We start from the raw sequence: 18,454 nt of genomic DNA on the forward strand, positions 1-18,454 counted from the left end.
TATACCTTACTTCGCCTCGTTGTAGCGACGTGTTACTTCTTCCCAGTTCACCACGTTCCAGAAGGCATTCACGTAGTCCGGACGACGGTTCTGGTAGTTGAGATAGTAAGCGTGCTCCCATACGTCAAGACCCAGGATTGGCTGTCCGCCGCAACCTTCCGCAAATGGCATCAGTGTGTTGTCCTGGTTTGGTGTGGAGCAAATTTCCAGCGTGTTGCCTTTAACGCACAGCCAGGCCCAGCCAGAGCCGAAACGGGTAGCCGCTGCTGCATTGAACTTCTCTTTCATCTGGTCGAAAGAACCAAAAGCGGAGTTGATCGCATCAGCAAGTTCACCAGATGGCTGTCCGCCACCGTTTGGAGAAAGAACTGTCCAGAACAGGTTGTGGTTGTAGTAGCCACCGCCGTTGTTGCGAACCGCTTTGTTGTCCTCCTTCACATTCTGCATGATCTCCTCGATGCTCATGTTCTCCATCTCAGTGCCCGCGATCGCCTTGTTCAGGTTGTCGGTGTAGGCCTGGTGGTGTTTCGTATGGTGGATTTCCATGGTGCGCGCGTCAATGTGTGGTTCCAGCGCGTCGTAGGCGTAAGGTAGTTTCGGTAATTCGAAAGCCATAGTTTTATGTGGTTATATATGTGAATAATAGCATGCGTACAGGTTTAAGGATGTACGTATGCGTTTGAAATGCGAGTTTCAATTTAGTTATTTTCTTTTAGCTGCAAAAAAAGCAGCCATCAGTTCGGCGCACTCCTGCGCCATCACGCCGCTCACCATTTCGGTTTTGGGGTGTAGCAGGTTGCCTACTCTTCTATACCCACGCTTGGGCTCAGATGTTCCGTAGACCACCCGTTTAAGCTGGGCCCAGTAGCTGGCGCCCGCGCACATCACGCAGGGTTCCACTGTTACAAACAGCGTGCAGTCGTTCAGGTACTTGTTGCCCAGGTGCTCGGCCGCTGCCGTGAGCGCCAGCATTTCGGCATGGGCGGTTACGTCGTTCAGCTTTTCGGTCTGGTTATAGGCTTTGGCAATGATGCGGTTGTTGCTCACAATCACAGCCCCGATCGGTATTTCCCCCTCCTCAAAGGCGTACGTTGCCTGCCGGTAGGCCTCCTGCATAAAATGGTCGTCGCTGTGTATCGATAGTAAGTCCACAGGTATAGGTATTATAGTTCGCTTTTTCACAAGATACAAAAAAAAAGCCCCTCCGGCAAAGGAGAGGCCATAATGATCAGGTATACGGAGTAGTCTACTTTATCTTTATTTTCAGGGAGCCCATTACCTCGCGGGCTGTGTCCTGCCAGTCGTTCTTCATCATGAAGGGCATGTGCAGCGAGAACACCATCAGCTGATTGCCTTGCACCGTGTAGAGCATGATGCTGTACTTCTGCACAGGAGCCAGGTGGCTGCCGCTGCGCTCGTCGGCCATTACTGACACAAACTCAAACAATATGTAGTCGCGGCCATTGATGTTGGCGACCTCGTCTCTAATGAAGTCCACTTTCGTGAACCGCTCCAGCAGGTTGGCCTTGTACACTTCGCGGAGCATCTTCAGATCCCGTGCGCGAAACTGGGAGCGCTTCTGGGTCATGCTGAAGTCCACCTGGCCATTGGGGCTTGAGTAGACCGCAACCGGGCGGTTGGCAGCCGGGTACTTGCTGGCAATGCCTTCGTCATGGAGCGGGGTGAAATCGCGGGGCAGCATGATGCTGACCTCTTTGGTGATCTGGGTCTTCTTTAGTTTAGTGTCGGCAAGAGTGGCGCCGGCAATCAGGATAATAGCTAAGAAGGCTAAGTAACGCATGTTCATAGGGTTGTTGGTGCAAAGGTATCAAATATTAAGGACTGTGAGGGAGCGGAGCAATTATTTTGCCAAAGCCAAAGCAGTGCCTGATGTATACCTGTCGGGTTTATATCTTCTGTTGGTGGATGACGTTAGAAAAGTAACAGCTGGACGCAACCGTATAATTCCAGCCGCCTGAAATTAAACAACACTTAAACGTAAAAGCTATGTTAGGAAACATCATCAACAGTGTAAAAGGGCAGCTGACCGGCGAGCTGCAAGACAAGTTCAAACTAGACCCGCAGCAGGCCAACCAGTCGGTAGACCTGGCCCAGAACCATGTGGAGGAAGGCCTCAAAAAAGAGGCCTCGGGTGGAGATGCCGGCAGCATCATGAACATGCTCAAAGGTCAGAAGTCGCCACAGGACAGCCCGGCCATGAACGGTTTGATCCAGAAATATCTGGGCGACCTGACCTCAAAAGTGGGTATACCGCAGTCGGTGGCGCAGCAGGTAGCGCCCTTTGTAGTGTCGTTTCTGATGAACAAAATCGGCGGCAACGTCAACAGCCAGTCAGACTTAATGGGTATGCTGGGCGGCGGCCTGACGGACAAGCTGCCGAAAGGGCTGGGGGACAAACTCGGCGGCCTTTTTAAATAAGCTGCCCCGTGGCCTGTAAATAAGAGAAGCCATACCTAGCAGGTATGGCTTCTCTTTGGTTGTGTTGTTGTGCTTTTTGGTTGCAAGTTGGCAACTTACTTACATCTCACCTTAAACAAGTATGCCTGTAATTGCCGGAGCGGGGAGCTCCTGGCAATGTCTTTAAATTAATATTCTGAGTTATAGCGCGTTCGGATGACTTCTTAACCAAACCAATCGCTAAAAAGTTTACAGTGGCTTAAAGAAAAGCGGTAGTGCCTTTAGCCGGCTACCGGACAGGTAGCAGTTGTCTGCCATCCTGATTGTGGCGCAAAGATAGCATTAAATTCGATTTGAGACCCGATCCGTTATCAGGAGGTCGGTTTTCCCGACCGAGGTGATGCAGAGATTTACCCATGCCCTACTAAATAAGGTATTTGGACGGATATATCAAAATATACTATACAAATCGCCGCTTTTGATCGACCAACCCAGCAGTTGTCTCAACAGAATAGATTTGTCACTATGTGCTAAAGTGCTTAATTTTACCTGCTAGTAGGTAAGTTAAATCAGTTGTATATTCCAACTGCCGGCATGTCCGAAGGTATAAGCGCGCTCTTTCTAAAATTCCTGAAGTTTGGTCTGGTAGGCTTTACAGGGCTCATCATTGATTTTGGTGTTACTTTTCTGGCCAAGGAAAGGCTGCGCTGGAACAAGTACGTGGCCAACAGCCTGGGCTTTGCACTGGCCAGCATCAACAACTACATCCTCAACCGCCTCTGGACCTTCCACAGCCGCGACCCCGAAATAGGCTGGCAGTTCTCTAAGTTCCTGCTGGTGGCCGTGGCCGGCCTGATCATCAACAACCTGATCATTTACCTGCTCACCGAAAAAGGGAAGCTCAACTTCTACTTTTCCAAATTCATCGCCATCGTGCTGGTGTTTATCTGGAACTTCCTGCTCAACTACCTCTATACCTTCACCCGCTAGTTACTCACCCTTGATGCGGTAGATGCGCACGTGCTCGTCTTTGTGAACGCGTGGGTTGAGGAAGTGCAGCACCCGGTCGTAGAGCGAAGGCGTGATGGTCGTTTCCAGCTCCAGCGCAGGGTATAGGCTGTTGATGCGCTGCATGCGCTCCTCCATGTCCTTCTGGCCTACCACCACCACATAGTCCGGCTGGTAAGGGTATAGGCTGAGCTCCGTTTGCAGGCTGTCCAGCGACTTCTCGCCGTTCAGGCTGTAGGTCATCGCAAAATCTTGCGGGAGCGGCTTACCGGCTTTGTACGCGTCCCAGTCGCGCTTTTGGTTGAAGTGGTACTCGTGAAACTCGGCGGCCAGGCGGTTCAGGTAATAGAGCGGCGGCTGCTTCATGGACGAATTGCCAAACTCGAGCAGCACGGCATCCAGGTCCTGCTTCTCCGACAGGTATACGAGCGGCGCAATGCGGCTCTTTTTAGTGTAAGTGAACGACATGGCCACGGCCACCACAATGTTGATGATCCAGAAGAAGGCCCAGCTGGCAGCCAGTAGCTTTTTGCGGCCCTGCCAGAATTTAGAAGTGCGCACAAAGTCCTGCCAGCCAATCACGCCCAGCACCATGATGAGTGGGAAGAGCGGCAGAATGAAGCGCTCCTGTTTGTTCGGGAAAAGGGAGTGCACCACAAAAAACAGCAATCCGGCCCAGAAGAGCATGGGCGCCAGTTTGGCCGTGCGGCTATAGCCCAGCAGCAGGTATACGCTAATGGGCGGCACCATAAAGCCCAGGATGGTCAGCAGGAAACGGTATACCGGCCCGGTGCTGTAGTTGTAGGCATTGTCGGTGTTGTAGAAGAAATAAGTAACCACCGAGTGAAAAGGGTAGTCAAAGAAGATCAGGTCGATCGTGCCCTGGATCAGGGTAGCCATCAGCAGGAAACCCAGCACCAGCCAGGCGGCCTCTTTCCACTGACGGCGGTAAAGCAGCACCATACCTGCGCCCACGGCAAAAAGCGCCGTATGGTAACGCAGCACAAAAGCCAGCGCAAAGAGCGCCCCCGCCCAGAGGAAGTGCAGGTTCTTTTTCCGGTCATCCTGCTTGAGCATAAAATAAAAAGCGGCCAGGTATGGCGGAATGCACACCATCTCGACCAGGTTGCGCACACTCATAAATGGCATAAACCACATCAGCGCCAGCATCAGCCCCACAATGCGGGCATTGGCCTGGTTCGAAAGGCGCTCTGTGATCTTATAGCCATAGTACACAATCAGCAGCGAGTACAGCCCGTGCAGCACCCGCACAATGGTCATTTTGGTGTCCGGGTTCGTGATGCCCACACTCTCCATCAGGTAAATCAGGCCGTAGTGTATACCTGCGTAAAACATGCTGTGGCGCGGTGGCATGGGCTCGTGCAGCCACGAAGGCAAGCCATAAAGCCAGTGCTGCGCAATTGTGATCACGTCAAAGTGATCGTCGTGAAAAGCAAAGCCCTTCGAAAAGAAAGCAGCCACCATGCGGATGATAAAAGCGATCAGCATGATGAGCGACAGCGGTACCATGAGCCGGTTATGGACGCCGACCTGATCGGCCGTAGTGAGCTTTTCGGGAGCGGTTTGAGAAGAGAAAGACATAAGGCAGTATTATTGAATAGGGATTGACCTATGATTATTTAAGAAAATCCGTTCCAAAGTTACAGGATATACACTTAAGTTTGTGTATGAATTTGACTGAGCCGAAGCATAAAGCCTCCTTTCTGACTCGCAAAAGTACCACCTTAGGCCTGTTGGTGTTAGGTATAGCAGCACTCTCGTTGAGTGTGTACAACCTGCTACAACCCGAATCAGGCATTTACTCCCGCCATATTCTGGTGATAGGCCATGCCGGCTCCGGCTTCTTCTCCCCCATTAACCCGTATAATCCGCTACCCGCCAACAGCATGGCTTCCATTGTGAAAGCCATGGAGGAGGACGGAGCCGATGGGGTAGAGGTGGATGTGCATGTGAGCCAGGACGGCGTACCGATTCTTTACCATGATAACACGCTGGAGACGATGAGCGAAGGGGCAGGCATCATCGCAGAGCTGCCGGCAGCGGAGGTAGTGGGGCTCAGGTATAAGGGCGGCCCGCTATACGACTTATTCCACGACGAAAAGATCATCACGATGGAAGCCATTCTGCAGCGTTTCCAGACCTATCCGGACCCGCCCTACCTGCACATCGATATCCGAAACCAGGACCCAAACCGGAATGCTTTCTACGCTAAATCAGTTCTGGATTTGCTCCGTAAATACAACTACCCTGTTGATAAACTAGCCTTTATTTTCAATGATCCGGCCATACTGCATACGGTGCGCGAACTGGAACCGGAGGCGATGCTGATGCTGGACGCCGGCGAGGACTTTGACCTTTCGGCACAGCAGGCGCTGGACAATCAACTGCATGGCGTGACTGCCAATGGCAAGCACGTGAGCCGGGAGCAGCTGCTGCGGGCAAGAGCACAGGGTTTGCAGGTGGTGCTGTTTGGGGGTAAATCGAAAGGGAGCATTGCCAAAATGCTGGAGATGGAGCCCGACGCCATACAGGTGAACAACGTGAGGCGCATGCGCTCGCTTTTGGGCAGCGAATAGGGCTAAATTTAGCCTACCAACATCATCAGCAACGCAAGCAGGATAAATGCCAGGGCGATGTTTCGGAAGGTGAACAAATTGCGCTTCATGATAAGATTCCTGTTACAGGCAATTTCAGTTACAGGTATAATAACGTAATAAGGTATACCTGAGATTAGCCTTGCAAGATTATACCTCCTCTGCCCTTGTTTTTCGAGGTATGGCAGCGAAACAATTATTACTTTTGCACTATATCATAACAAAACGACATTTATGCTCCGGACACATACTTGCGGCGAACTAAGAATAGACAATGTAGGCGAAGAGGTTATACTGACAGGCTGGGTACAGCGCCTGCGCGACAAGGGCGGCATGCTCTGGATCGACCTGCGCGACCGCTACGGCATCACACAGCTCACCTTCGAAGACGGTGTAACGTCGGCGCACCTTTTTGAGGCAGCCCGCGGGCTCGGCCGTGAGTACGTGATCAGGGTAGTAGGCAAAGTGATCGAGCGCTACTCCAAAAACGACAAGATCCCGACCGGCGATATTGAGATTCATGCCACTAAAATAGAGGTGCTCAACGCCGCCAAGTTGCCTCCGTTTATGATCGAGGATGAGACCGACGGTGGCGACGACCTGCGCATGAAGTACCGCTACCTGGACCTGCGCCGTACCCCGGTGCGTCGCAACCTCGAGCTGCGCCACCAGATGATGCGTGCCGTGCGGGCCTACCTGGACGAGCATTATTTTATTGAGGTAGAGACCCCGGTACTGATCAAATCGACGCCGGAAGGAGCCCGCGACTTTGTGGTGCCAAGCCGCATGAACCCGGGCGAGTTCTACGCCCTGCCGCAGTCGCCGCAGACATTCAAGCAATTGCTGATGGTGTCTGGTTTCGACAAGTACTACCAGATTGTAAAATGTTTCCGCGACGAAGACCTGCGTGCCGACCGTCAGCCTGAATTCACCCAGATCGACTGCGAGCTTTCTTTTGTGACCCAGGAAGACATCCTCAACACATTCGAAGGCCTGATCCGTCACCTGTTCCTGAAAGTGAAGGGCGTGCATATTGCGAAACTACCGCGCATGACGTATGCCGACGCCATGAAGTTCTACGGCTCCGACAAGCCGGATACCCGTTTCGACATGCGTTTCGTAGAGCTCAATCCGATTGTGAAGAACAAAGGCTTTAAAGTATTTGATGACGCTGAATTGGTGGTAGGCATAAACGCCAAAGGCGCCGCCAGCTATACCCGCAAGCAACTCGACGAGCTGACCGATTTCGTGAAGCGTCCGCAGATCGGCGCGACCGGTTTGGTATATGCTCGTGTGCAGGAAGATGGTACTGTGAAGTCATCGGTTGACAAGTTCTATACCCCGGAAGACCTGCAGGATTGGGCAACAGCCTTCAACGCTGAGCCGGGTGACCTGATTATGGTGCTGGCTGGTGGTAGAGACAAAACGCGCAAAGCCCTGAACGAGCTTCGTTTGGAGATGGGCGAGCGTATGGGATTGCGTGATAAGAACATATTCTCACCGCTGTGGGTAGTGGACTTCCCGCTGCTGGAGTGGGACGAGGACAGCAACCGTTACCACGCGATGCACCACCCATTCACATCGCCTAAGCCGGAAGACTTGGAGTTGATCGATGACCGCCCTGGCGACATCCGTGCCAATGCTTATGACATGGTGATCAACGGTGTTGAAGTAGGGGGTGGCTCTATCCGTATCCACGACCGTCGTCTGCAGGAGCAGATGTTTCGCTTGCTGGGCTTCTCCAACGACGAGGCCAAAGCACAGTTCGGCTTCCTAATGGATGCCTTCGAGTACGGCGCACCGCCACACGGTGGCATCGCCTTCGGCTTCGACCGCCTATGCTCACTCTTTGGTGGCTCCGACTCCATCCGCGACTACATCGCCTTTCCGAAAAACAACTCGGGCCGCGACGTGATGATCGACGCTCCATCACCAATCGCACATGCGCAGCTGGACGAACTGCATATCAAGATGAAGAACCTGCCTTCGTAAGGTATAGGTATACAGAAGTATGGAAAAGGCTGTCCGTTCAGGACAGCCTTTTTTTGTCTGAATCAGGATTTACAGGATTTAAGGATTGACAGGATGCTCATGAACGATTGTCATCCCCCTACCCCAAGGGGACTTAGCTATACCAGTATCATTCTGTCATCCTGAAAGGATCTTGGTTGAGGGAGGTCAGGCAGTTGCTTTAACCCACCCCGGCGCCTCCCAGGAGGGGGGGATGCAGCTGCAAATTCACAGGTATAGGCTTTGTGGTAGTACTGGCTCCTTTGCAGTACCGGATCTAACCACCCCTCACCCCCAATGCCATCAAGTTAAGCCATGATTAACGCCGGCTGTCATCTCGACTATAGGAGAGATCTGAATTTTTTCAAAGCTTAAGCACTAATTCAGATTTCTCCCAAAAAGAGGGCCCCTACCCCCGGTCGGAATGACAAAATCCTTTAGTTGACGGCATTGCCCCCGCCCCTCCTTGTCCAAGAAGGGTCGCTTCTGCCACTACCAGTTCGAAGCTATAAGCTGTGTAGAACGTACACTGGCAGGTATAGAAAGTGTGACTTATACCGGAAGCTATGACACAAACAGCATTAGCCAAGTGCACCAACGACGATTTTGTGTTGGGGGAAGGGGCCCTCGATAAAGAGCGTTCAGCGAGTTTAAAAGCGTCTTGATTTTTTTGCTCACTTTTTTCATCATGGAAAAAAGTGAGGCCCGCCCGGCCAGGGCAAGCTATAGAACAATAAAGGTTGCTATGCCTGAAAAGCCATTACGATGGCAAGGTATAGGTATAAAAAAGCGACTGCCCTTCTCAGAGCAGCCGCTTTCCCTATCTATAAGCTGTTATACCTTACAACACCCCGCTCAAAAGCGCAGGCGCTATACCTAGCAGAATCGTCAGGGCAGTGATGATGATCAGCATTGCGTTTATGAAACTGGTGGTTTTGATGGCTGTGTGACCTTCTGCAACAGGGTGCAGGTACATGGCAATTACTACACGGAAGTAGTAGTAGATACCCACAGCAGCCAGGATCACCGCTACTACAATCAGCCACATCATATCAGGGTTCTCAATTAAGGCAGAGAACACGAAGAACTTACCGAAGAAACCAGCCGTGAGCGGTATACCTCCCAATGACATCATCGCTACTGTTACCGAGAAAGCCAGCAGTGGGTTCGTTTTGCCGAGGCCGTTAAAAGCTTCGTAGTTTTCGCTGCCACGCTGACGCGCTACCAGTTGCAGCACACCGAAAGCGGTAATAGAAGCAAGGGAGTAGGCGAACGAGTAGAACAGAATAGCAGAAGTTGAGAACTCGTTGAAGGCTAAAAGCGTCATCAGCAGGTAGCCCGCATGCGAGATACTGGAGTAAGCCAGCATACGCTTCATGCTTTGCTGCACTACCGCGCCAACGTTACCGATCAGGAGCGAGAGCACGATAATGGCTACCAGCGTTGGCATCCAGCCTGGGTAGGAAGCGGCAAAAGCGGCATCCATCAGCTTGTAGAAGGCAGCAACGCCAGCCGTTTTCACAACCGTTGACATGTAAGCCGTCCATACCGTTGGGGTGCCTTCGTACACGTCAGGCGTCCAGAAGTGGAAAGGAGCAGCGGAGATTTTGAAAGAGATACCGATGATGATGATCAGCACACCCAGCATGAACATCACGTTGTTCACGCCGCCCGTACCCATGGCTTCAGCTGAACTGGCAATCTCCGAAATGTTGAAAGTACCCGTTGCGCCGTATACCATCACGATACCGAACAGCATCACACCCGTGAAGAAGGAACCCATCAGGAAATACTTCAGGGCAGCTTCGGCGGAACGCATGCTTCTCTTATCGCTACCCGCCAGTACGTACATGGCTATCGAGAGAATCTCAATCCCTATGAACAGCATCAGCATGTTGTTGTAGCTCACCATCATGATGGCGCCTACCAGCGAGAACAGAATCAGGGCGTATAGCTCGCCGATGTTCTCGTCGTTGCGGGTAATGTAGTGCTGCGTGAAAGGAAGAATCAGGAGCGTCGAAAGAACCATGATACCTGTGAACGCCACCGCAAAATTGTCGATGGTGATCATGTTATTGATATAGCTCTGTGTATCGTTCCAGTCAAGTAGGTTGATGCCGAACACGATCGCTAAAAACAGCAGCGACAGCGGCAACAGGATTCTTTTAGATTTCAGGAAACCTACGAAGAGGTTGATGATCCCAAATCCAGATAACAGTATAATCGAAATCATGTCGTTGTAATATCGTTTCGTTTATCGTGTGCGGACTATCGGTTGATAATGCTCAGCAATTGGCCAACCGCAGGCTCTGAAATGTCCAGGAAAGTGTTCGGGAACAGACCGATCCAGAAGACCATGATCACCAGCGGAATCAATACCGCTTTCTCGTGGAAGGTCAGGTCAGCGAAGCCCTCGGTAGCTTCTGACTTTGTACCGAACATCACGCCTTGGAACATACGCAGCATGTAGACCGCTGCCAGAATAATGGTCAGGCCAGCCACAGCGCCGAAGTAGTAGTTGTACTGGAACACACCAGACAGCAGCAGGAACTCCCCGATGAAACCGTTTGTCAGCGGAAGCGCCACCGAACCCATCAGCAGGATCAGGAACATGATCGAGAGCGCTGGCGTCGTCTGGGTGATACCGCCCAGATTGGAGATCTCTCTTGTGTTCGTTCTGCGGAAGATGATGTCGATGATGAAGAACAGACCTACCACGTTGATACCGTGGCTCAGCATCTGGATCATACCACCTTGCAGGCCTTGCTCATTTAGGGTGAAGATACCCGCTGAGATCAGACCAACGTGTGCTATGGAAGAGTAAGCGATCAGGCGCTTCAGATCGTGCTGTCGAATAGCGATGATTGAACCGTAGATGATGCCGATGATAGACAGCACCAATACTGTGTTGGCCCACTGGCTCACCCCAAGCGGCACCACCGGCAGCAACCAGCGAATAACACCGTAGATACCCATTTTCAGCATGATGCCGGCCAGCAGCATCGTTGCCTGTGTAGGAGACTCAGTATAGGTGTCCGGCTGCCAGGTATGGAACGGGAATACCGGCATTTTGATGGCGAAGGCCAGGAACAGGAACCAGAATATCCAGCTCTGCGTCGCGCTGTCCATCGTCAGCTGGTAGAAGGCGTTTACGTTAGACGAGTGCGCTGCCAGCTCCGTGCCAGCCGTCTGGAAGTACAGGTATATGAAAGCGGCCAGCATGAAGAGCGAACCGAAGATCGTATACACAAAGAACTTGAAGGTAACCGGGATTCTGTGCGCACCGCCCCAGATGGCTGCGATGAAGTAGATCGGAATCAGGGCCACTTCCCAGAAGAAGTAGAACAGGAACGCGTCCATCGCCACAAACACACCAATCAGACCTGTCTGCATGAACAGCACCAGCGCGTAGAACACGTGTGGGTTCTTGTAGTCGTGCTTGAAGGAAGAAAGGACGATCAATGGCACCAGGAAGGTGGTCAGGAGCACCATCAGGAGGCTGATGCCGTCCATGCCGATGCTGAAGCCTATACCTGCGCGCTCCACCCACGGCATGTCGAGGGCGAACTGCGTGGTGGCGTCCGGAACAAAGTTTACGGTTGCAAACAAGGCAATGGCAAACTCAACTAACGTTGCTATAAAAGCCACTTTCTTGGCACCTTCGCCTTTTATCAGCAGCACCAGCAGGGCGGCTAGGGCAGGCCAGAAAAGTAATAGAGCTGTAATCATCTTCTTAGAACCTTAACCGATAAAGAAGTTTAAAAATAGAATCAGAACGATGCTGGCCACCATCACAAACACATAGAAGCCAGTTACGCCACTCTGTGTCTGGCGCAGCACACTGCCGAAAGCCATCACCAGTTTGCCAAAGCCGTTTACGATGCCGTCCACCACGACCACATCCACAAAGCGGTGGAGGGCAGTAGAGAGTGCCATCACAGGCTTCACAATAATGGCATTGTAGATCTCGTCGATGTAGTATTTGTTGTAGATAAGGTTGTGAACAGGAGACAGGCGCGTTCCTTCCGGAGCAGGCACTGTTTCTTTCTTCACATACATCACATAGGCAATGATGATCGCAATAACCGCTACCGCTACCGAAACCGCCATCAGGATGTATTCTGTCGCGTGGTCGATGTGCGGGGCTTCCATGGCGGCACCGTTTGCACGGCGGGCCAGATCATAAATAGGAGATAGGAAGTTACCCAAAGTATGCGTGTCGCTGAAAACGGCTGGCAGACCGATGAAACCACCTATGGTGGACAGAATAGCCAGTACGATCAGCGGAATGGTCATGGAAGAAGGCGACTCGTGCAGGTGCGAACGCTGCGCCTCTGTGCCACGGAACTTCCCAAAGAAGGTTAGGAACAGGAGACGGAACATGTAGAAAGCCGTCATGAACGAAGCCAGCAGGCCAAGCGCCCACATCAGCTTGTTGTGCTCAAACACGTGCGCCAGCAACTCGTCTTTCGAGAAGAAACCAGCGAATGGCGGTATACCTGAAATAGCGAGTGTACCAATCAGGAAGGTGATGAACGTAACCGGCAGCCACTTGCGCAGACCACCCATGTTACGGATATCCTGTTCGTTGCTCACGGCGTGAATCACAGAGCCAGCACCCAGGAACAGCAGCGCCTTGAAGAAAGCGTGCGTGAGTACGTGGAAGATAGAAGAAGAGAAAGCCATCACACCGAGCGCCAGGAACATAAAGCCCAACTGCGAAACAGTGGAGTAGGCCAGTACTTTCTTAATGTCGTTTTGCGCCAGGCCAATGGTAGCGGCCACCAGGGCAGTGATCAAACCGATGATGGCGATAAACTCCATCGTGGTCGGGGCCAGCACATAGAGCACGTTCGAGCGAATCACCATGTAGATACCTGCTGTTACCATGGTGGCAGCGTGGATCAGGGCTGAAACCGGCGTAGGACCCGCCATCGCGTCAGGTAGCCAGGTGAAAAGCGGAATCTGCGCACTCTTACCCATCGCACCCACAAACAGGAGCATGGTAATGGCAATCATCACGCCGCTGTCGGTCATACCGGTCATCTGCGAGGCAGACAGGAACACTTCCGGGAAGCTGACGCTGCCGAAAGTAATGAAGATCAGGAAGATAGCCAGCAAGAAGCCCAGGTCACCGATACGGTTCATGATGAAGGCTTTCTTAGCGGCGTTGTTGTAGTTGTGGTTCTTGTTCCAGAAGCCGATCAGCAGGTATGAGCAGAGGCCCACGCCTTCCCAGCCTACGAACATCATCACGTAGTTAGAGCCCATCACGAGCACCAGCATCGAGAACATGAACAGGTTGAGGTAGGCGAAGAACTTGCCGTAACCTTCGTCATGGCTCATATAGCCGGCTGAGTACACGTGGATCAGGAAACCGATGCCCGTTACCATCAGGAGCATCAACAACGTGAGCTGGTCGATCATGAACGAGAAACCGATCTCGAGGCTGCCTACCGTAAACCAGTTGTAAAGGTCCACGATGTAAGGGCGGCTGCCGTTGGAGGTGAAGTCGATGAACAGGTATACCGAGATCAGGAACGAGGCCAGCACCGTGCCAGAGCCTAGCAGACCTACAAGAGCCTTGGGCAATTTGCGGTTGCCAAGTCCGTTAATCAGAAAGCCGATGAACGGCAGGAGCGGAACAAGCAAACACAGCAGCCCCATTTCCTGGTTGTTGAAGGGCATTACTACTTCTTGCATTTAGCGTATGATTTAGTTAAGCTATTCAGATTAATTAGGTGTGCGGCTACCACTTCAGGTAGTTCATCAGCTGCACATCCGTGGAGCGGATATTGCGGTAAATCATCACGATGATGGCCAGACCAACCGTGACTTCCGCTGCTGCCACTGCCATGATGAAGAACACGAAGATCTGTCCGTTCGGGTCAGAGCGGTAAGAGGACAGCGCGACCATTAGCAGGTTCACGGCATTGAGCATCAGCTCCACGCACATGAAAATTACAATGGCGTTTCGTCTGGTGAGAACCCCTATCACGCCAATGGCAAAAAGGGCCGTGCTGAAGTAGAGGTAAAATTCTAGCGGAATGGTTCTGATTACATCAGGCATTTGGTTCATCGTCTGAGTGGCTGAACGTATTACTGGTAAATTACAATTCTGGAATCAAGTCGCAAAGTTATCCCCATTTTTGTAAAATCCATAACATATTTCTAATCTTCTTGGGTGGATTTCCCCAAATCCGGCCTTCTAGAAAGATTTATATTTTTATAACCAGCGGACACGCGGTGTTATGGCTTGTTTTATACTTTGCGACTGCTTTTGCGTAGGTATAAATTCCCTGGCTAAATTGGTTTTTGTCAACTTGTATGGTTAAGAATGGTCACACTAGTTGGGTGCGCTCTCCTGATGCCAGCCGTCACTGTACCTTATTTTGCGTTCAATTTCTATGAATCGATTTTTTGGTTTCCTATACCTTGCATTCTTCTCGATGTCGTCAACTTCCTGTCAGCAATCTGGCGTGCTGATGACAAACGACGCCGCTATACCTGAACTCACTATGAAAGCCGTCATTACACAAACGCTGCACTATGATAACCTACCCTCCGCTTCGGGCCTCGAGATGCTGGGCGACCACTATTATGCTGTCGGAGATGACTCGCCCTACCTGTACCGCCTGGATAAAAACTTTCGGATGGAATCGCAGGAGGCAATTTTTGACACGACGGGTTTCGGCAATGGTCGTATTCCCAAAGATGAAAAAGTGGACCTGGAAGGTATAACGCTCCTGCAACACCAGGGCAAGCCCTACCTTCTGATGATGGGCTCCGGCTCAGCGCCCGCCCGCCGCAAAGCTTACCTCTACAACATTTGCGGGGATGACATCTGCCGGGAGGGAGCCGGGGTGCACGGTGCCAAGACTGTCGATCTGGACAAACTCTACCAGCAGCTTGAACAGGAGGCCGACACCCTGGGCGGAAGTTTGCTCAACATCGAAGGCGTAGCGGCAGGGCACGGCAAGCTATACCTGTTGCAGCGGGCCATCGGTACAGGCCAGAATGTGCTGATATCTTATCGCCTGTCGGAGTTCATTCCTTTTCTTTTGGGAGAAACCAGCGCGCAACTGCCGCAGCCAGAGCTCGCTTATTTCCGTCTGCCTGGCCTGAAAAACCTGCAAGCCGGTTTTTCAGGCGCCTATGTGCACGACGATAAGCTGTTCTTCACCGCTTCCCTGGAAGATACCAGCGACGCCTACGCGGACGGTGAAGTGCTCGGCAGCTACATTGGTTATATTCCCTTTTCATGGGTCGGCAAGCAAGATACGCTGCAAATTCCCACTACGCAGATCTTGCAAGCGGATGGGAATCCCTATACCGGCAAAGCGGAATCGCTTGTTGTGCAGAAACGGGAAGGCAAGGGGAAGTATAAGCTGGTAGTGGTGTCGGATGATGACAAAGGTGGGTCGGAGTTGTTGGAGGTGCTGTTGAGTGTGGAGTAATTGCTTACTTTGACAAATCAGAGTTAAGTTATCTTATTGCAGCGGCTTTTCAGGTATAGCAACCTGAGCTGTTTTATAGCTTCGCCTGTGCGGCGGGCACTCACTTTTTTCCTTGATGAAAAAAGTAAGCAAAAAAATCAAGACGCTTTTAAACTCGCTGACCGCTCAAACACAAAATCGTCATGGGTACACCGTGCACAGCTGTTTGTTTCATCGTTTCCGGGGCAAGTTAGTCTTGCTATACCTGTCAGTGGTCTTTGCTACAACACTTATACTTGTAAATTGTATTAGCCGGAAAGTCCCCCTTTGAAGGGGGCAGGGGGATGACGGTAGTCAAAAGGCATTACTCCACTCCAGGCCCTATACCTGTAAATTGGTAAAGGCAGGCTCCCCGCTTGGGGTAGGGGCACTCTTAAAGGATCAGAAGTGGCGGGAGTGGTTGGACCCAGTACTCCAGAGAAACTGCTGAAGCTACAACACCTTTACTTTTAAAATGGCAGTAGCAGAAATTCCCCTCTCGGGAGGGGCAGGTTAAGCGAGGGAACAACCAAAACTGCAGTAACCAAAAGTCTCTACCTGCAAATCAGCTGCGACAGAACAGTCCCCCTTGGGGGTAGGGGCCCTCGACAAAGAAGAGGGCAGGGGATAACATTCGCTCACGAAAATCCTGCTAATCCATAGGGGCCCCCTATAATCCTGTAAAACCTGATTCTGATAAACAAAAAAGCCAGTGCTTTGCAGCACTGGCTTTCGCTATCTCTTAAGCTATACCTCGATTAGAAGTTCTGTTCGCCTGTTTCGCGCTTGCCAATCATCACGGCGCCTACCATCGATACCAGGAATAACACGGCAACTAACTGGAACGGCAGCATGTATTTTGTGAAAAGCACTTTGCCCAAGTTCTCTACCATACCTACCTGCGAATCGTACGTGGCAGGGTCCGGGTTTCCGAGCGTCACATCTTTCAGAGCGGCTACGACTACCGTAAAGAGCAAACCACCTGCTACAGTACCCGCTATTTTGACCAGCACATTTCGTTTAAGGGTGCCTTCCACGTTCTTGCCGGTGTTGATGAACATCAGTACAAATAGGAAAAGTACCATGATGGCCCCTGCATACACAATGATGTTCACTGCCGCCAGGAACTGGGCGTTCAGCAGAATGTAGTGCGCTGATATGGTGAAAAATGTCAGGATCAGGAAGATAACACTGAACACGGGGTTCTTGGAAATAACAACCATGATGGCGCAAAGCAGTGTGAGCGATGCGAAGAAGAAAAACAGGCTTTCTGTCATCGGATTATTTGGTTTCAGTGGTTTTTAACGGTTCTACCAGGCGGTCTTTGCCGTAAATGAATTCGTCGCGCTCGTAGCGTGCTGGCGCAAGTTTGTCGTCCTGCAGGAAAATGGCTGCTTTCGGGCAAGCCTCTTCGCACAGTCCGCAGAAAATGCAACGCAGCATGTTTACCTCGTAAGTCACGGCGTATTTTTCTTCGCGGTACAGGTGCTCTTCGCCCTTTTTGCGCTCGCCGGCCGTCATCGTGATGGCTTCGGCAGGGCAGGCCACCGCGCACAGACCACAGGCCGTACAACGCTCGGCACCGTTCTCGTCGCGCTTTAGCACGTGCAGACCGCGCCAGATGTCGCTGCGCTGACGTGTTTCCTCCGGGTAGTTGATCGTCGCTTTCTTCTTGAAGAAGTGCTTTATCGTAATGCCCAGACCTTGCGCGATAGCAGGCAGGTACATGCGCTCAGAGAGCGTCATCTCCTTTTGTGCTACGTTCTTACTTCTATTTGATAATGGTTCCATTGTATCTCGATTATGACTGCTGCCTATACCCTATACCTGTAACAGTGTCAGGCAGGGCAGCATTCAAATGTCGTTATCCGTTTGTAAAATATTCGTAGAGTAGAATGCCACCGCCCGTGAGCAGGATATTCAAAATCGCCAGCGGAATCAAAATGTTCCAGCCCAGCTTCATCAACTGGTCGTAGCGGAAACGCGGCAGTGTCCAACGCACCCACATGAAGAAGAAGATGAAAGCAAAGATCTTGGCAAACATCACCGCGACACCTATGATTGTCACCACGTTGTTACCCAAAACAGGATCGTCAAACGCATTGCGCAGGTTCTCCATGAACGGGAAGTTGTAAGCACCGAAGTAGAGCGTGGACATCACAGCCGACACTACAAAGATGTTGATATACTCCGCAAACAGGTACATACCCAGTTTCATGGAGCTATACTCGGTGTGGTAACCACCAATCAGTTCGGCTTCCGACTCCGGTAAGTCAAAGGGTGTTCTGTTCGTCTCAGCAAAGGCACAGATCAGGAAAATCAGGAAGCCGAGTGGCTGGTACCAGATGTTCCAGTTAAAGCCCGTCTGTTGCTCTGCAATCACCTTCAGCGACAATGAGCCGCTCAGCATCAGCACCGCAATCAGCGACAGGCCCATGGCCAATTCGTACGAAATGTTCTGCGAAGCGGCACGGATAGCGCCCAGCAACGAGAACTTGTTGTTCGAAGCCCAGCCACCGATCATCAGACCATATACGCCCAGCGACACCACACCAAAAATGTAGAGGATGCCGATGTTCACGTCAATGGCGATCAGGTCAAAGGATGTCTCGCCTATGATCAGCGTGTCGCCAAATGGGATTACCGCACTCGACATGGCTGCCACCAGCATGGCTATACCTGGGCCGAGAATGAAAAGCATTTTATTCGCTTTGGCAGGTATAAATTCTTCTTTGAAGAACAGCTTGCCCGCGTCAGCCAGCGGCTGCAGCAAACCCATCGGACCCGCCCTGTTCGGGCCTACACGGTCCTGAATGAAAGCGGCAATCTTACGCTCAAAGTAAGTTGAGTAGGTCGCGATCAGTAGTGAAATACCGAAAATGGCCAGGATGTAGATGCCTTTGTATATCAGAAGTACAGAATCCATGC

At 51.6% G+C, this 18,454-nt stretch carries 16 protein-coding genes; 5 read left to right on the forward strand and 11 right to left on the reverse strand.

Annotated elements, in window-relative coordinates:
• Positions 1-6 precede the first annotated feature (6 nt).
• From Q4E40_RS17970 to Q4E40_RS17980, 3 genes are all read right to left on the reverse strand, one after another.
• Positions 7-615, reverse strand: a complete 609-nt coding sequence (locus Q4E40_RS17970; protein WP_303414096.1) for a superoxide dismutase — start codon at positions 613-615, stop codon at positions 7-9.
• A gap of 87 nt (positions 616-702) precedes the next feature.
• Positions 703-1,152 (reverse strand): nucleoside deaminase, encoded by a 450-nt coding sequence (locus Q4E40_RS17975; protein ID WP_303414097.1) that lies wholly within the window; start codon positions 1,150-1,152, stop codon positions 703-705.
• Positions 1,153-1,246: 94 nt separating this feature from the next.
• Entirely contained in the window at positions 1,247-1,801 is a 555-nt protein-coding gene (locus Q4E40_RS17980; protein ID WP_303414098.1) for a hypothetical protein, read from the reverse strand.
• A 206-nt stretch (positions 1,802-2,007) separates the two neighbouring features.
• Here Q4E40_RS17980 and Q4E40_RS17985 point away from each other — a divergent pair, with 206 nt between their 5' ends.
• Both Q4E40_RS17985 and Q4E40_RS17990 read left to right on the forward strand, forming a co-directional pair.
• Positions 2,008-2,439 carry a hypothetical protein gene (locus Q4E40_RS17985; protein WP_303414099.1) on the forward strand — a complete coding sequence of 144 codons (432 nt, stop codon included), beginning with the start codon at positions 2,008-2,010 and terminating at the stop codon, positions 2,437-2,439.
• Between the two features lie 552 nt (positions 2,440-2,991).
• Complete coding sequence (locus Q4E40_RS17990) at positions 2,992-3,408, forward strand: GtrA family protein (RefSeq protein ID WP_303414100.1); 417 nt, start codon at positions 2,992-2,994, stop codon at positions 3,406-3,408.
• On the opposite strand, the gene Q4E40_RS17995 is transcribed toward Q4E40_RS17990, so the two are convergent.
• Positions 3,409-5,028 carry a glycosyltransferase family 39 protein gene (locus Q4E40_RS17995; RefSeq protein ID WP_303414101.1) on the reverse strand — a complete coding sequence of 540 codons (1,620 nt, stop codon included), beginning with the start codon at positions 5,026-5,028 and terminating at the stop codon, positions 3,409-3,411. It lies immediately after the preceding gene.
• Between the two features lie 86 nt (positions 5,029-5,114).
• Here Q4E40_RS17995 and Q4E40_RS18000 point away from each other — a divergent pair, with 86 nt between their 5' ends.
• Complete coding sequence (locus Q4E40_RS18000; RefSeq protein ID WP_303414102.1) at positions 5,115-6,023, forward strand: glycerophosphodiester phosphodiesterase; 909 nt, start codon at positions 5,115-5,117, stop codon at positions 6,021-6,023.
• Between the two features lie 252 nt (positions 6,024-6,275).
• Positions 6,276-8,033: an aspartate--tRNA ligase gene (gene aspS / locus Q4E40_RS18005; protein WP_303414103.1), complete on the forward strand. Its 1,758-nt coding sequence runs from the start codon at positions 6,276-6,278 to the stop codon at positions 8,031-8,033.
• Between the two features lie 859 nt (positions 8,034-8,892).
• Here the strand turns inward: aspS and Q4E40_RS18010 are convergent.
• Genes Q4E40_RS18010 through nuoK form a run of 4 tightly spaced genes read right to left on the reverse strand, consistent with a single transcriptional unit; the run spans position 8,893 to position 14,130 of the window.
• Positions 8,893-10,284 carry an NADH-quinone oxidoreductase subunit N gene (locus Q4E40_RS18010; RefSeq protein WP_303414104.1) on the reverse strand — a complete coding sequence of 464 codons (1,392 nt, stop codon included), beginning with the start codon at positions 10,282-10,284 and terminating at the stop codon, positions 8,893-8,895.
• Between the two features lie 35 nt (positions 10,285-10,319).
• Complete coding sequence (locus Q4E40_RS18015; RefSeq protein ID WP_303414105.1) at positions 10,320-11,780, reverse strand: complex I subunit 4 family protein; 1,461 nt, start codon at positions 11,778-11,780, stop codon at positions 10,320-10,322.
• A gap of 12 nt (positions 11,781-11,792) precedes the next feature.
• Positions 11,793-13,754: an NADH-quinone oxidoreductase subunit L gene (gene nuoL, locus Q4E40_RS18020; protein WP_303414106.1), complete on the reverse strand. Its 1,962-nt coding sequence runs from the start codon at positions 13,752-13,754 to the stop codon at positions 11,793-11,795.
• Positions 13,755-13,800: 46 nt separating this feature from the next.
• Positions 13,801-14,130, reverse strand: a complete 330-nt coding sequence (gene nuoK / locus Q4E40_RS18025) for an NADH-quinone oxidoreductase subunit NuoK (RefSeq protein ID WP_188502252.1) — start codon at positions 14,128-14,130, stop codon at positions 13,801-13,803.
• A gap of 328 nt (positions 14,131-14,458) precedes the next feature.
• Here nuoK and Q4E40_RS18030 point away from each other — a divergent pair, with 328 nt between their 5' ends.
• Positions 14,459-15,508 carry a DUF6929 family protein gene (locus tag Q4E40_RS18030; protein WP_303414120.1) on the forward strand — a complete coding sequence of 350 codons (1,050 nt, stop codon included), beginning with the start codon at positions 14,459-14,461 and terminating at the stop codon, positions 15,506-15,508.
• 776 nt (positions 15,509-16,284) lie between these two features.
• Here Q4E40_RS18030 and Q4E40_RS18035 read toward each other — a convergent pair.
• The 3 genes from Q4E40_RS18035 to nuoH all read right to left on the reverse strand — a co-directional run bounded on the left by Q4E40_RS18035 (position 16,285) and on the right by nuoH (position 18,452).
• Entirely contained in the window at positions 16,285-16,803 is a 519-nt protein-coding gene (locus Q4E40_RS18035; protein ID WP_303414122.1) for an NADH-quinone oxidoreductase subunit J family protein, read from the reverse strand.
• 4 nt (positions 16,804-16,807) lie between these two features.
• Positions 16,808-17,317, reverse strand: a complete 510-nt coding sequence (locus tag Q4E40_RS18040; protein WP_303414124.1) for a NuoI/complex I 23 kDa subunit family protein — start codon at positions 17,315-17,317, stop codon at positions 16,808-16,810.
• Positions 17,318-17,390: 73 nt separating this feature from the next.
• Positions 17,391-18,452, reverse strand: coding sequence for an NADH-quinone oxidoreductase subunit NuoH (gene nuoH / locus Q4E40_RS18045; RefSeq protein ID WP_303414125.1), 1,062 nt, complete (start codon positions 18,450-18,452; stop codon positions 17,391-17,393).
• Positions 18,453-18,454: the final 2 nt, after the last annotated feature.

Origin of the sequence: Pontibacter coccineus (assembly GCF_030546575.1) — a bacterium.
Classification (GTDB): domain Bacteria; phylum Bacteroidota; class Bacteroidia; order Cytophagales; family Hymenobacteraceae; genus Pontibacter; species Pontibacter coccineus.

What these genes read in the sequence shown, in the direction of transcription:
- Q4E40_RS17970 (WP_303414096.1), bottom strand. Translation starts at nt 615, where the DNA reads ATGGCTTTCGAATTACCGAAACTACCTTACGCCTACGACGCGCTGGAA.
- Q4E40_RS17980 (WP_303414098.1), bottom strand. Translation starts at nt 1,801, where the DNA reads ATGCGTTACTTAGCCTTCTTAGCTATTATCCTGATTGCCGGCGCCACT.
- Q4E40_RS17985 (WP_303414099.1), top strand. Translation starts at nt 2,008, where the DNA reads ATGTTAGGAAACATCATCAACAGTGTAAAAGGGCAGCTGACCGGCGAG.
- Q4E40_RS17995 (WP_303414101.1), bottom strand. Translation starts at nt 5,028, where the DNA reads ATGTCTTTCTCTTCTCAAACCGCTCCCGAAAAGCTCACTACGGCCGAT.
- Q4E40_RS18000 (WP_303414102.1), top strand. Translation starts at nt 5,115, where the DNA reads ATGAATTTGACTGAGCCGAAGCATAAAGCCTCCTTTCTGACTCGCAAA.
- aspS (WP_303414103.1), top strand. Translation starts at nt 6,276, where the DNA reads ATGCTCCGGACACATACTTGCGGCGAACTAAGAATAGACAATGTAGGC.
- Q4E40_RS18010 (WP_303414104.1), bottom strand. Translation starts at nt 10,284, where the DNA reads ATGATTTCGATTATACTGTTATCTGGATTTGGGATCATCAACCTCTTC.
- Q4E40_RS18015 (WP_303414105.1), bottom strand. Translation starts at nt 11,780, where the DNA reads ATGATTACAGCTCTATTACTTTTCTGGCCTGCCCTAGCCGCCCTGCTG.
- nuoL (WP_303414106.1), bottom strand. Translation starts at nt 13,754, where the DNA reads ATGCAAGAAGTAGTAATGCCCTTCAACAACCAGGAAATGGGGCTGCTG.
- nuoK (WP_188502252.1), bottom strand. Translation starts at nt 14,130, where the DNA reads ATGAACCAAATGCCTGATGTAATCAGAACCATTCCGCTAGAATTTTAC.
- Q4E40_RS18030 (WP_303414120.1), top strand. Translation starts at nt 14,459, where the DNA reads ATGAATCGATTTTTTGGTTTCCTATACCTTGCATTCTTCTCGATGTCG.
- Q4E40_RS18035 (WP_303414122.1), bottom strand. Translation starts at nt 16,803, where the DNA reads ATGACAGAAAGCCTGTTTTTCTTCTTCGCATCGCTCACACTGCTTTGC.
- Q4E40_RS18040 (WP_303414124.1), bottom strand. Translation starts at nt 17,317, where the DNA reads ATGGAACCATTATCAAATAGAAGTAAGAACGTAGCACAAAAGGAGATG.
- nuoH (WP_303414125.1), bottom strand. Translation starts at nt 18,452, where the DNA reads ATGGATTCTGTACTTCTGATATACAAAGGCATCTACATCCTGGCCATT.